The sequence below is a fragment of the Paenirhizobium cremeum genome (genome assembly GCF_047553425.1).
In the GTDB taxonomy this organism is placed as follows: Bacteria; Pseudomonadota; Alphaproteobacteria; order Rhizobiales; family Rhizobiaceae; genus Allorhizobium; species Allorhizobium cremeum.
Map to the genome: position 1 here is coordinate 2716951 of NZ_CP180217.1, position 12733 is coordinate 2729683.

Consider the following 12733-nt stretch of genomic DNA (forward strand, 5'->3'; position numbering starts at 1 on the left):
GCACGTCTCCTTCGGTTACGCAGTACTATTCGCTCGCTCCGACAAACTGCTGTCGCTTGAGCGCGCGCCGACGCATCACCTCGGCAAAAACAACCAGGCCGAGGGCTGGCAGAAAGTTCAAAGTGGCAAGCGCCGGGTAGATCGGAGACGAACCGACGGCAATGCCGCTGTAGACGAAGACGGGAAGCGTTCTCGCCGTGCCCGCCAACGAGTAGGATACATAGAAATTCCCCCATGACAGCAGGAAGGCGAAAGTCGCGGCGGAAAGAATACCGGGCCAAAGCAGAGGAAATGTCACCTCCCGAAACATCTCGTATCCCGTCGCTCCCGCATCACGCGCCGCGTCCTCCAGCGTGTCGTCGAAACCGTATACCTGGACGGCAACGACGACCAGCGCGAACGGCGTGATATACACAACGTGACCGATAACGACGGTTGCAAGACCTGTGGAAAAACCGAGCCAACTGCCGAGCACGGAGAACCACAGCAGCATGACTACGCCAAGCAGCAGTTGGGGGAAAAGCAGCGGCGCGAAAGTCAGCGCCTGAAAGGCCCGCTGCATACGGAAGCGATAGCGCATCCAGGCGATAGCCCCGGCCGTTCCGAGCAGCGTCGCGAAAACGGTGGTGGTCGCCGCGACCACGGCCGAATTGATGACCGCCGGCAGGAAGTCCGGTTTCCGCCACAACTCGCCATACCATTCGAGCGACAGGCTCTCGATCGGCAGCGTCAGCACACGGCTGCTGGTGAAGGAAAACGCCACCAGCGTCACGATGGGGATGTAGAGGAAGACAAGCAACGCCAGCATCGAGCCGACAAGCAGCGCACTGATGGCCCGGTTCTTGAAATGCTCCGGCATCATAGGGGCACCTCCACGCTGCGCGCCTGCCGCAACTTCAGGATCGCAAGCACCAGCATCAGCGACACGGCGCCGATGGCGATCAGCACCAGCGTCAGCGCCGCACCGAGCGGCCAGTTGACACGGGTCTCGAAGCTCTGGCGGATCAGCTCCGAAGCCAGCGGCGAGGTGCCGCCGCCGAGCACCTTCGGCTCGAGGAAGACGCCGAGGCTGAGAACGAACACCAGCACTGCCCCGGAATAAAGCCCCGGACGCGAAAGCGGCAGCGTCACCTCGAAAAAGGTGCGGATACGCGAGGCGCCGGCATCGTAGGACGCGAGCATCAGGTCGCGATCGATCCTGACCAGCGACAAGTAGATGGTGAAGACGGGATAGACCGCCAGATTATAGACCATGCCGATCATCGTCGCCGTCTCGCTGAAGAGCAGGTTTGTCGCCTCCGGCCCCAAACCGAGATGGGCCAGAAGCCAGTTCAGCACTCCGTTCTTGTCCAACACCAGTATCCAGCCGAACGTCTTCAGCACGGCATCCGTCAGGAAGGCGAAGATAATCAGGATCTGGATCTGTGCGTTATAGGCCTTAAGGCGCGTCGCCAGCGCATAGGCCGCGGGATAGGCGATAAGCAGGCACAGCACGACGCAGATCAGCGCCATGCCCACTGTGCGCATCATGATCGTCCAGTAATGCGGCTTGGAAAAAACCTCCGTCCAGACCTTGAGATCCCAGGTCCAGTTGAGGCGATAAAACTGCGTCGTCTGGAAGGACAGGACCGCGGTCATGGCAAGCGGAATGACGAAGAAGACAACCATCACGACCGCCAGCGGCGCGACGGCAGCAATCAGAACCGGATCGTTCCAGGTCTTGGTTTGTGTCTTCATGCCTGCCCCGCCAGAAGGAAAGCCTGCGCGGGCTGGAAGCCCACCTGCACGGCCTCGCCGACCTCGGCCGGCAGTTGCAGAGAACCGGCAAGATCGACCACCAGCGGCGCATCGAGACCCGCGATGCGGACACGATACTGGGTGGACGACCCCTTGATGAAATATTCCTCGACGATGCCGGCAATGCGCCATTCGCCCGCCATGGCATCGCCGCGCACCAGCCGCAGTGTCTCCGGACGGACCAGCAGCAAGCCGGCGTCGCCGGAGAAGGCGGGAGAGACATTGCCCTCAGCCAATGCTACCGGAGCATTGCCGGCAATCGGGCTTGCAATCGTTGCCGAACCGTCGCTGCCACGGGTCACGGACACCGGCAGGAAATTCGTTTCGCCGATGAAGCCGGCAACGAAGGTATCGACGGGACGGTAATAGATGTCGGAGGGCGTGCCGATCTGTACCACGCGACCGCCGCGCATGACGCAGATGCGGTCGGCAAGCATCATCGCCTCTTCCAGATCGTGCGTCACCAGAACGAAGCTCGTTCCGAGTTCCCGGTGCAGCTTCTTCAGCTCCGCCTGCAGCGACTTCTTGAGCTTGGCATCGAGCGCGCTCATCGGCTCGTCGAGCAGAAGCACGCCCGGACGCGATACCAGCGCACGCGCGAGCGCCACGCGCTGCTGTTCGCCGCCGGAAAGCTGGGCCGGATAGCGGTTCAAATACTCAGGCTTGAGATGCATGAGGTCGAGCATCGCCCGCACCCGCGTCGCGATCTCGGCCTTGTCCGTCCTGGCAAGCTTCAGCGGAAAGCCGATGTTCTCCGCCACGGTCTTGTGCGGAAAGAGCGCCAGCTTCTGGAACACCATGCGGGTCGGCCGCTTGGCCGCGGGCACGCCGGCCATGTCGCGTCCCTCGATGGAGAGCGCGCCATCGGTCGGGTCCTCGAAACCGGCGAGGATTTTCAGGAGCGTGGTCTTGCCGCAGCCGGAGGGTCCAACGAGCGCGACGAACTCACCCTCGGCAATCGAAAGCGAGACGCCGTGCAGCGCGCGCGCCGTCCCGTAATCCTTGACGATGTTCGCGGCATGAATGATCGGATTGGCCAAACTTCAGCTTCCCTGTCTCTGGAGTATCCAAGGTTGACGCGGGTCACGCCCGAGATTCTCCATCTCTCTGTTTCTGCGCAATCCCGAACGGTAAGCCGTCACGGACTTTTCTTGGACTGCGCCGGATTTCGACAAACGAAAGCGACCCGCAGCGGCAGCCGCAGGTCGCGATCTTTGGACGGGCTCAGCGCGCGGCGAGCTCTTCCTGCCAGATGGCCAGCATGTCATCGACATTCGGCGCAACGGTGTGGAACTGGCTGTTATCCCAAGCCGTCCACATATAGTCCATCTGCAGGGCCTTCTTCTCGGCGTCGGAGAAGAGGGCCTCGGCCTTCTGGTTCGGCACGAGGTTGCAGGTCGCTTCCGTGATCGCGAGTTGCTTGGCGACTTCAGGCGAAACGATGTATTTCAGGAAGTCGGCCGCGACCTTGCTGTCCTTGCCGTTCTCGATGAGGCCGGTCGCCTCCATCCAGATGATGCCCTGCTTCAGGCCGTTCTTCGGCTCGGGAACAATCGACTGGATGTAGTCGTGCCCCTGCAGGCGCAGCGATGAGGTGCAATAGGTGCCGCCGCCGATCAGCGCGCGGAACGAGCCGTCGATCAGGCCCTTCTGGGCGACCGCGAGGTCGGCGACGATAGCGCGGGTGTTCTTGAAGGCTGCACGCAGCACCTTGCGAACCTCGTCGAGTGCGGCCTGGTCCAGTTCCTCGTAAGGGTTGATACCTGCATAAAGTGCGAGCGGCATGATCGGCCAATCGCCCCAGTCCAGCAGGCAGATCTTGTCCTTGTAGGCGCTGTCGAACACCGGCGCGTAGGACGACCAGGTCTCGAGCTTGTCGAACTTGGTGTTGACGGTCGGGCCGACCCAGCCCCAGCGCGTCGGAAGACCCGTGGTCTTGCCGTCGAACTGCAGCGGCTCGAACGGCGCTCGGAACTGCGGGTAGAATTCCGCATATTGGTCGGCAAAGTCGGCATCGTCGATATAACGGCAAATGCCGGCCGGTCCCATGCGCGCGATCCACGGGCTGTCGGAGGATACGAGGTCGAAATCCTTCGATGCGCCGGCTGCGAGCTTGGCAAAGCCGCCGGCGGAGTCGGTGATGAGGTCAACCGAGATGGAAACGCCCTTTTCCTTCTGGAAGGGTTCGAGGATGGACGGCGCGTTATAGCCTTCCCAGCACATGTAGTTGATGCTTTCGGCCGCCTGCGCGCCGCGCGGCATGCCGAAAAGCCCGCCACCCGCCGCGGCGAGCCCGAGGCCACCCATGCCCTTGAGCACGGACCGGCGGGAGACCGAGCCCGCCATCAAAGAATTGCCGATGTCTGCTGTTCCTTTTGTCATTGTCCTTTTCCCTCTTTTTTGAATTTGACGATGCTGTGGCGCGCGAGGGGACCTCAGACGACGCCGAGATATCGCCGGATCTCCCATTCGCTGACCTGCTTCTGGTATTCCCGGTATTCGAACCGGCGGCCGGTCACGAAACTGTCGATGAAGGTGTCGCCGAAGATCTCCCGCGCAATGACGCTGCGGTCGAGGCGCTCCGCCGCCTGACCGAGATCGCCCGGCAAGACGGCTTGCGGCTCGGGTGTCGCGAGATAGAAGTTCTCGTCGCTCGCCGGCGGCGGCTCGATCTCGTTTCGGATGCCGTAAAGCCCCGCGCCCAGGCACATCGACAAGGCAAGATACGGATTGGCGTCGGCGGAGGGCACGCGGAATTCCACGCGGGTCGCCTCCGGGCTGTCATTGATGATGCGCACCGCAGACGTCCGGTTCTGCACGCCCCAGTTCGCCGCGGTAGGCGCCCAGGCGCCAGGCACCAGCCGCTTGTAGGCGTTGACCGTGTGCGAGCACATGGCAAGCGTTTCCGGCATCAGCTTCAGGAGACCGCCGACGAAATGCCGGCCCGTGCGGCTGAGACCATCCGGAGAATCCGGGTCGGAGAATGTTGGATTGCCATGCTTGTCGCGCATCGAGACATGCAGATGGCCCGACTGGCCCGGCAGATCGGGAGAAAGCTTCGACATGAAGCCGGCTGTCAGCCCGTTGCGGGAGAAATAGGCCTTGGCGAAATTCTTGAAAAGTACAGCGTCATCGGGCGACTTGATGCCCCTGGCATAGGTCAGCGGCACTTCGAAACAGCCGGGGCCAAGCTCGGTGTGGATGGCATCGAGCCGGATCTCCATGGCGTTCATCGCCTGCGCCAGTCCCTCCATCAGGTCGCCGTGAAGGGCGGCCGTCTGCAGCGAATAGGTGCGGTTGCCCTGCGCGAAGCTGGTAAGGTCGCGATACTTCTTCGCCTTCAGCGTCTCCGGCGTCTCGGCAAACAGGAAGAACTCGTATTCGAAGGCGGAAGCCACCGAAAAACCCATGCTGTCCGCCTCGTCCAGAAGACGAAGGCAGAGGTTGCGCGGCGAACGCTCGCCGAACTCTCCGGAAAAATCCGCGATGCAAAGCGCGGATGCCGGCGAGAAGGGATAAAGACGCAGCGTGTCGGTGAAGATCTCGGCCGGACGGTCGATGAAGGCGCTTTCCGCATAGGTCTTCTCGGCGATATCCCAGAAGTAGAGCACTTCGCAGAAGGGATAGCCGGATTTGGCGAGCTTCACCGCCTTCTCGGCCGGGACGAGCTTGTCGCGGAATTCGCCTTCCGGATCGATCATGCCGATATGAACGGACCTGGCGCCCATTTCGGAAAGGGCCGCCTCGAACTCAACCGAATTGTTTCGGGCCTTGTGCATCGGGTTCCTGCCATTATTGTTTTGTCGAACGCTACCGCCCGGCCAAGAGACAAGAAAATATCCCGTTAGGGATAGAAGGTGCAGAATGTGGGGGCGGACGGCGCGGCCACAGGCTTGGAGGAACAGTGAAGAGCGAGTTCGCAAGGTGGAATGAAAAGGTAGGAGGCTTCATCCGCGCCATCGGGACGCCGGACCTGCCGCGCAAGCTGTCGTCCGCGATAGCCGAGGAAATACCCTTCGATATCGCCATGGCCTTTGCCTACCAGGGCACGCAAAATCCCGTTTGCCTGTATCACAACATCGACAAGGAGCGGGCAAAAACGGTCATCACCGCCTATGCGCAGGGGCCCTACCTGCTCGATCCCTTCTATCTTGCCGCAATCGATCCGAAGATCACCGGCGTCCGCCACCTGCGCAAGATGGCGCCGGACCAGTTCTACAGCACGGAATATTATCGACAACACTATGGCCGCACCCGCATCCGCGACGAGATCGGCGTCGTCTGCCGCCCTCCGGGCGCAGGCGCCGTCGTCATCAGCTTCACCCGTCCGGGAGACGCACCCTTCTTCGGGCGGCGCGATTTCAACGCCATGCGGGCGATCGAACCGGTTGTGCGCGCCGTCATCGAGGCCCACTGGTGCAAGGGTGGTGCGGCCGCGGAAACGACCAAACGCAAGGCGGAGGACCCGATCAACCAGACGCTGGACGTCATGGCCGACGGCATACTCACCCCGCGCGAGATCGAGATCACCTCGCTTATCCTGCGCGGACACTCCAGCCGGTCGATCGCGGAAACCCTGAGCATCGCCGAGGGAACCGTCAAGATTCACCGCAAGAACATCTATCAGAAGCTCGGAGCCTCAAGCCAGTCCGAGCTCTTCTCCATGTTCATCGTGCAGCTGTCGAAGCAGTAGCCTCAGAGCCACGCATCGCAGCAGGAACGCTCAGGCCGAGGCGCGTGGCGCAGAGGCATCGAGAAATACATCGGTCCAGCGTTCGCAAAGCCCGATCGCCTCTTCCGGCGTGAAGGTTTCGGGATTGAGGCACCATTCCAGCCACAGACCGTCGAGCATCGCCAGCAGGCCGATGGCCGCCAGGCGAACGTCGGGCTCCGGCCAGCCGCGCGCTGCGAAGAGATCCTTCAGCAGGATTTCCAGGAGGCGGCGATATTCCGCATAGGTGCGGTCATGCACATCCGTCATCGCCTTGGAGTGTTCGACCATGCCCCAGAACACCACCCATGTCCGAAGCGTGCTCCGCTCCAGGATCGGAGCCGAAAGCGTCGCACGGAAATAGGCCCCGAGCCGCGCGCGCGGATCGTCGCTCGCCTCGGCGATCCGGCTGCGGATATTGTCGAGCAGCGACAGGGCAAGGGTCTCATAGGCATGGCCGACGAGATCGTCCTTGCCGCCGTAATGATGGTTGATGAGGCCGATCGATATGCCGGCCTCCTTGCTGATCTTGCGGATCGAAAGCCCGGCATGCCCCTCCCTCGCCAGACAGGCGAGCGTGGCGTCAATCAAAGTGCGCCGCCGATCCTCGGGTAATTTGCGTTCGAATTTGCCTGGTTCCGCCATGCCGCGAATCGAACTCCATCTGTTTTGAAAGATGTACCACGTTGCCAGCCGACACATGAATGCGCGTCGGAGCGACATGTTTTGGGAGGTTGCTACTCGGCGGGGCCGATCGTCAGCGCAATTTCCCGCAGTCCGTCGATCCCGCCGGCCATAACGTCGCCGGCCACCACCGGACCGACACCAGCCGGCGTTCCGGTATAGATCAGGTCGCCCGGCGCCAGATGATAAAAGCGCGACAGGTGGCTGACGATCTCCGGAACGGACCAGACCATGTCGGAAAGATGCGAATCCTGCTTCAGTTCGTCTCCAACCTTCAGCCAGATGCGTTGCGGACCGATCGCCGGGAAATCCCCTGCCCGCGTGATCTCCGAGATGATCGCCGATCGTTCGAAAGCCTTGGCGAGATCCCAGGGACGCTGTTTGACCCGCGCCGCCTGCTGCAGGTCGCGACGGGTCATGTCCAGCCCGCAGGCATAGCCGAAAACCGCCTTATGCGACTCTTCCACCGGCACCCGGAAGGCCGGTGCGCCGATCGCCACCACCAGTTCCATCTCATAGTGGAAATTGGCCGTGCCAGGCGGATAGGGAATGACCGAGCCGGTCGGCGTAATCGCACTTGCCGGCTTGGTGAAGTAGAAAGGCTCCTCGCGGTCGACCTCGGCGCCCATCTCCGCGGCGTGGGCAGCATAGTTGCGGCCGACGCAGAAGATACGGTGAACCGGATAGCCGCCGGTCTCTCCCCTGACCGGAACGAGAGGTGTGGCAGGAACGTCGAAAAGCGGTTTCAGCATGCTCGATACTCTCTCTTGCCCATGGCGGCCCCTTGCCGATCCGGTCCGAAAACCACACCGGAAATCTCCCTGCCTGCTTATGTCGGCAATCCGCCCGCTGCAAGGCCGACCTCGATAAAGCGCCCGGATGGACAAGCCTATCGCCGGTAGACGTATCCGCGGCATCACCCGGAATGGGCGCTTTTTCCCTTCTCCGATAAGCGCTAGACAGAGCATCTGATTGCGGGGGAGCGCATCGCGATGCTGGAAATCTATGAAATGCCGGGACATCTGATCCGCAGGCTCAACCAGACGTCCGTTTCCATTTTCATGGAAGAGACAGCGAAGAAGGGTTTCGACCTGACACCGGTGCAATATGCCGCGCTGAACGCCATCGAGGCGTCTCCCGGCCTGGACCAGGCAACGCTCGCCAGCCACATCGCCTATGACCGGGTGACCATCGGCGGCGTGGTCGACAGGCTTGTCCAGAAGGAACTCGTCCGGCGCGAAATCAATCCGAACGACCGGCGCGCCCGCACGCTTTATCTGACCGACAAGGGGGCCGATACACTCAAGCAGATCCGCCCCGTCGTCAGGGAAAGCCAGACGGTATTGCTGAGCGGGCTCACGGATGCCGAAAGAGAACAGTTCGTCAGCCTGCTGCAAAAGGCTTGCGAGGCCGTGAACGAGCGGAGCCGTGCGCCCCTGCGGATCACCTGAACGGCGCCCGCGACGTCAGGGTACCAGCACCGCCGCGCCCTGGAAGCGGCCGGCGCGCAGATCGTCCAGCGCCTCGTTCGCCTTCTCGAGCGGATAGACCGTTGTGGTGGTCTTCACCCCGGCGCGCGGAGCAAGATCGAGGAACTCCACCGCATCCGCGCGGGTCAGATTGGCGACCGAAAGCACCTGCCGCTCTCCCCAGAGTATCGAATAGGGAAATTGCGGGATATCGCTCATATGGATGCCGCCGCACACGACACGCCCGCCCTTGGCGACGGCGCGGAGCGCCGCCGGCACCAGCGCACCGACCGGCGCGAAGATGATGGCGGCATCCAGAGGCTGCGGCGGCGTCTCGTCCGAGCTTCCGGCCCATGCCGCCCCGAGCGAACGGGCCATGGCCCGCGCCGCCTGATCGCCTTCCCGGGTGAAGGCAAGGACTTCCCGCCCCTGGTGCACACAGACCTGCGCGATGATATGGGCCGCCGCCCCGAAACCGTAAATGCCGATGCGGCGGGCATCGCCGGCCATCTTCAATGACCGCCAGCCGATCAGCCCGGCGCACATCAGCGGCGCGGCCGCAACGGGATCGGAAAAACCGTCGAGCGGAAATGCGTAGGAGGCATCGGCGACGACATGGCTGGCAAAACCGCCATCCCGCGTATAGCCGGTAAAGCCGGGCGTATCGCAAAGGTTTTCCCGGCCGCTCTCGCAGTAGCTGCAACAACCGCAGGTGTGGCCAAGCCACGGTATGCCGACCCGCCTGCCCGGTCGAAGGTTCGTGACGCCATCGCCGCAGCGCTCGACGACGCCGACGATTTCGTGTCCCGGAACGAGCGGAAGCTTCGGCTCCGTCAGGTCGCCGTCGATGACATGCAGATCGGTCCGGCAGACGGCGCAGGCCTCGACCCGCACAAGGATCTCGCCCGCGCCCGGAAGCGGATCGGGCCTCTCCTCGAACTGCAACGGCCGCCCGCTGGCGTATAGCACCATGGCTTTCATTTTTACGATCTCCTTCGCCGCCGACAATGACGATGTCGCAGGGATGGACTATGTTGGGGAACGCAGGGCAATCTCAAGATCGGAATTGCCTCAGCCATTCCTGAAGAAGCCGCACATGTCCCTCACCCCCGGCAACTCTGTAAACGACGCCTCACATCGGACTGCCTACTGGAGCCTGACGCTCGACGAACTGCTCGCTCAGCTTCATTCCCGAAGGGAGGGTCTGACAAGTACTGAAGCCGCCGAACGGCTGCGGCATTTCGGCCCGAACACCGTGAAGGACGAAAGCCGCTGGAGCGGCCTGCGCATATTCCTCTCCCAGTTCGAAAGCCCGCTGGTGCTGATCCTCGTGGCCGCCGCGGCGATATCGATCGTGGTCGGTGAATGGCGCGAAGCCATCATCATATCGCTGATCGTTCTCGCCAGTTGCATCTTGAGCTTCTACCAGGAATATTCCGCCTCCGTCGCCGTCGAGAAACTGAAGGAGCGGATCGGCTTCAAGGCCCGCGTTCGCCGCGACGGACAATTCGTATCGATCGCCGCGGCCGATGTGGTGCCGGGCGACGTCATCGCGGTCTCCGCCGGCGACCTCATCCCGGCCGATGCCATCCTGATGTCCGCGACGGACCTCTTCGTCAGCCAGTCCGCGCTCACGGGGGAGACCTTCCCGGTCGAGAAGCGGCCGGGAGAGCTTGCCGCCGAAACGGCGCTGGCCAACCGCACCGGCATGCTTTTCACCGGGGCATCCGTGCGCAGCGGCATGGGAGAGGCCGTCGTCGTCGAGACCGGGATCGAAACCGAAATCGGCAGGATCACCGCCCACCTGCAGGAGGAAACGCCGGAAACCGATTTCGCCCGCGGCATCCGCCAGTTCGGCTATCTGATGACGCGCGTGGCACTCATCATGGTGGTGGTGATCTTCGCCGGAAACGTCCTGCTTCAACGCCCTCTGGTCGATTCTCTCCTCTTTTCGCTGGCGATTGCCGTCGGCATCACGCCCGAATTGCTGCCTGCAATCGTCAGCCTCACGCTGTCGAGCGGTGCCCGCCGCATGGCCGCCGGCGGCGTCATCGTACGCCGGCTCGCGTCCATCGAAAACCTCGGCAGCATGAACCTGCTGTGCACCGACAAGACCGGAACGCTCACCGAAGGCGTCGTCAACCTGGACAGGGTCGAGGGACCGCTGGACGGCGCACCCGAAGGACTGCTCCGGCTCGCCAGTCTCAACGCCCGCCTCCAGAACGGCATGGCCAACCCGCTCGACGATGCCATCGGCAAGGCCGCAGCAGCCGCGGCTATTCACACGGACCCCTCCTCCAAGGTCGGTGAGATTCCCTATGATTTCGTTCGCAAGCGGCTCTCGGTGATCGTTCGCGACGACGATGGCGACCTGCTGATCGCGAAAGGGGCGCTTGCCAACATTCTGGAGGTTTCGACCCATTTCATTCACGCAGGCGCGTTGCAGGCGCTCGACGAAGATACCCGTGCGACGCTTGCCCGCCGCTACGCTCAGTGGAGCGACGAGGGCTTTCGCGTGCTCGGCCTCGCCATTCGCCGGTTCTCTCCGGCCCGCGAGCGCTACGGTCATGGCGACGAGACGGATCTCGCCTTCGCCGGCTTCCTGCTCTTCAGCGATCCGCCAAAGAGCGGCATCGCCGAAACACTGGCCGCCATGACCCGCCGCGGCGTGAAGGTCAAGGTCATCACGGGCGACAACCGTTTTGTCGCCGCCCACCTCGCCCGCGCGATCGGGCTGCCGTCCAGCCATATCCTGACCGGCGAAGAGTTGCCGAAGCTGACCGATGAGGCCCTGGCCGCGCGGGCCGTGCATACGGATCTCTTCGTCGAGATCGACCCGAACCAGAAACAGCGCATCGTCGCCGCCCTTCGCGGCAGGGGCCATGTTGTCGGCTATCTCGGAGACGGTATCAACGATGCGCCCGCCCTGCATGAGGCGGACATCGGCATTTCCGTCGAAGGGGCCGCAGACGTCGCCCAGCAGGCCGCAGACATGGTGCTGGTCGACAAAAGCCTCGACGTGCTGCTGGAAGGCATAGACACCGGCCGCAAGACCTTCGCCAACACGATGAAATACGTATCGAGCGCCATCAGTTCCAATTTCGGCAATATGATTAGCATGTCCTTCGCATCCTTCCTGCTGCCGTTCCAGCCGCTGCTCGCCAAGCAGATCCTGCTCAACAACTTCCTCGCCGACATTCCCTCGATGGCGATTGCCAGCGACAATGTCGATCCCGAGGCAGTCATGCATCCGCAACGCTGGAACATCGCCTATGTCCAGCGCTTCATGATCGTCTTCGGCCTCATCAGCACGTTGTTCGACTTCCTGACCTTCGGCCTCCTGCTGGCGCTGACCGGGGAACAGGCCGCGATTTTCCAGACGGGGTGGTTCGTGGAATCGCTGGTCACCCAGCTCTCGACGGTCCTCATCATCCGCACGAAGGCACCTTTCTTCAGGAGCCTCCCCGGTCGCTGGCTGCTGTTGTCGACGCTGGCGGTGTCGGCGCTTGCGATCCTTCTGCCCTATATTCCCGGGGCGGACTGGTTCGGCTTCGTGCACCTGCCCCTCGGGGTTCTGGCCGGCCTCGCGACGATCACTTGCGCTTATCTGGTCACAACGGAAATCGCCAAGCACTGGTTCTTCAAGAGATCGCACGACCGCTTCTTTCACTGGAAGCGGCACAGCCGGAGAACCGGCCTTGATGGGCGGAACCACCGCCAGGGGCGATAAAAACGACCGCTGAACTTTTTTTATTTTTCTTCGGAACAAACGGTCCGGAAGAACGTTTGAGCGGGATTGTGAACCTATTCAACTGGAAAATGTCGTCCCATGCGCGTCGTTTCCGTCAGCTTTTCCTATGAGATCACCGTATCCGACAGGACAGCCTTGCCGGATGTGACGCCCTCTCCCTCAAGCACAGGCCCGGACATGGCCGTCTTCGCTCCCTGGTCCATTGGGCCGGACGGTCTGTGGACTTGGAGAACCGGGCAAAAAATGCAACAAGCCATATCGATGCAAGGCGAAGCGTCGCAGGCAGCGGGAGGACGAGCGCATACGCGTAAATATCCCTTC

At 62.4% G+C, this 12733-nt stretch carries 11 protein-coding genes; 3 read left to right on the forward strand and 8 right to left on the reverse strand.

Annotation, left to right across the window (positions count from 1 at the left end; all coding sequences use genetic code 11):
• Positions 1–25 precede the first annotated feature (25 nt).
• The 5 genes from ACLBKR_RS13445 to ACLBKR_RS13465 form a co-directional block, all read right to left on the reverse strand.
• Positions 26–862, reverse strand: coding sequence for an ABC transporter permease (locus ACLBKR_RS13445; protein WP_414899426.1), 837 nt, complete (start codon positions 860–862; stop codon positions 26–28).
• The gene (locus ACLBKR_RS13450) at positions 859–1737 is read right to left on the reverse strand and encodes an ABC transporter permease (protein WP_113487483.1); all 879 of its coding nucleotides are present in this window, start codon (positions 1735–1737) and stop codon (positions 859–861) included. Before ACLBKR_RS13450 ends, ACLBKR_RS13445 begins: the two co-directional genes overlap by 4 nt.
• Positions 1734–2837 (reverse strand): ABC transporter ATP-binding protein, encoded by a 1104-nt coding sequence (locus tag ACLBKR_RS13455; RefSeq protein WP_113447650.1) that lies wholly within the window; start codon positions 2835–2837, stop codon positions 1734–1736. Before ACLBKR_RS13455 ends, ACLBKR_RS13450 begins: the two co-directional genes overlap by 4 nt.
• A gap of 184 nt (positions 2838–3021) precedes the next feature.
• The gene (locus tag ACLBKR_RS13460) at positions 3022–4179 is read right to left on the reverse strand and encodes an ABC transporter substrate-binding protein (RefSeq protein WP_162759208.1); all 1158 of its coding nucleotides are present in this window, start codon (positions 4177–4179) and stop codon (positions 3022–3024) included.
• A gap of 53 nt (positions 4180–4232) precedes the next feature.
• Positions 4233–5576, reverse strand: a complete 1344-nt coding sequence (locus tag ACLBKR_RS13465) for a glutamine synthetase family protein (RefSeq protein ID WP_414899427.1) — start codon at positions 5574–5576, stop codon at positions 4233–4235.
• Positions 5577–5701: 125 nt separating this feature from the next.
• Between ACLBKR_RS13465 and ACLBKR_RS13470 the strand changes: the two genes are divergently transcribed.
• Entirely contained in the window at positions 5702–6490 is a 789-nt protein-coding gene (locus ACLBKR_RS13470; protein WP_113340733.1) for a helix-turn-helix domain-containing protein, read from the forward strand.
• Positions 6491–6520: 30 nt separating this feature from the next.
• Here ACLBKR_RS13470 and ACLBKR_RS13475 read toward each other — a convergent pair whose 3' ends face one another.
• A complete protein-coding gene (locus ACLBKR_RS13475) occupies positions 6521–7099 on the reverse strand; it encodes a TetR family transcriptional regulator C-terminal domain-containing protein (RefSeq protein ID WP_414899428.1) in 579 nt (192 codons plus the stop codon).
• A gap of 146 nt (positions 7100–7245) precedes the next feature.
• Positions 7246–7944: a fumarylacetoacetate hydrolase family protein gene (locus ACLBKR_RS13480; protein ID WP_113424494.1), complete on the reverse strand. Its 699-nt coding sequence runs from the start codon at positions 7942–7944 to the stop codon at positions 7246–7248.
• A gap of 240 nt (positions 7945–8184) precedes the next feature.
• Between ACLBKR_RS13480 and ACLBKR_RS13485 the strand changes: the two genes are divergently transcribed.
• Positions 8185–8643, forward strand: coding sequence for a MarR family winged helix-turn-helix transcriptional regulator (locus ACLBKR_RS13485; protein WP_112828728.1), 459 nt, complete (start codon positions 8185–8187; stop codon positions 8641–8643).
• A gap of 15 nt (positions 8644–8658) precedes the next feature.
• Here ACLBKR_RS13485 and ACLBKR_RS13490 read toward each other — a convergent pair whose 3' ends face one another.
• On the reverse strand, positions 8659–9642 hold the full coding sequence (locus ACLBKR_RS13490) for a zinc-dependent alcohol dehydrogenase family protein (RefSeq protein WP_113424493.1): 984 nt from the start codon (positions 9640–9642) through the stop codon (positions 8659–8661).
• Positions 9643–9757: 115 nt separating this feature from the next.
• Between ACLBKR_RS13490 and mgtA the strand changes: the two genes are divergently transcribed.
• The gene (gene mgtA, locus ACLBKR_RS13495) at positions 9758–12391 is read left to right on the forward strand and encodes a magnesium-translocating P-type ATPase (RefSeq protein WP_113466599.1); all 2634 of its coding nucleotides are present in this window, start codon (positions 9758–9760) and stop codon (positions 12389–12391) included.
• Positions 12392–12733 lie beyond the last annotated feature (342 nt).

Excerpts from the sequence above, each read along its gene's own strand:
- ACLBKR_RS13460 (WP_162759208.1), bottom strand. The coding sequence starts at position 4,179 with ATGACAAAAGGAACAGCAGACATCGGCAATTCTTTGATGGCGGGCTCG.
- ACLBKR_RS13465 (WP_414899427.1), bottom strand. The coding sequence starts at position 5,576 with ATGCACAAGGCCCGAAACAATTCGGTTGAGTTCGAGGCGGCCCTTTCC.
- ACLBKR_RS13450 (WP_113487483.1), bottom strand. The coding sequence starts at position 1,737 with ATGAAGACACAAACCAAGACCTGGAACGATCCGGTTCTGATTGCTGCC.
- ACLBKR_RS13485 (WP_112828728.1), top strand. The coding sequence starts at position 8,185 with ATGCTGGAAATCTATGAAATGCCGGGACATCTGATCCGCAGGCTCAAC.
- ACLBKR_RS13445 (WP_414899426.1), bottom strand. The coding sequence starts at position 862 with ATGATGCCGGAGCATTTCAAGAACCGGGCCATCAGTGCGCTGCTTGTC.
- mgtA (WP_113466599.1), top strand. The coding sequence starts at position 9,758 with ATGTCCCTCACCCCCGGCAACTCTGTAAACGACGCCTCACATCGGACT.
- ACLBKR_RS13480 (WP_113424494.1), bottom strand. The coding sequence starts at position 7,944 with ATGCTGAAACCGCTTTTCGACGTTCCTGCCACACCTCTCGTTCCGGTC.
- ACLBKR_RS13490 (WP_113424493.1), bottom strand. The coding sequence starts at position 9,642 with ATGAAAGCCATGGTGCTATACGCCAGCGGGCGGCCGTTGCAGTTCGAG.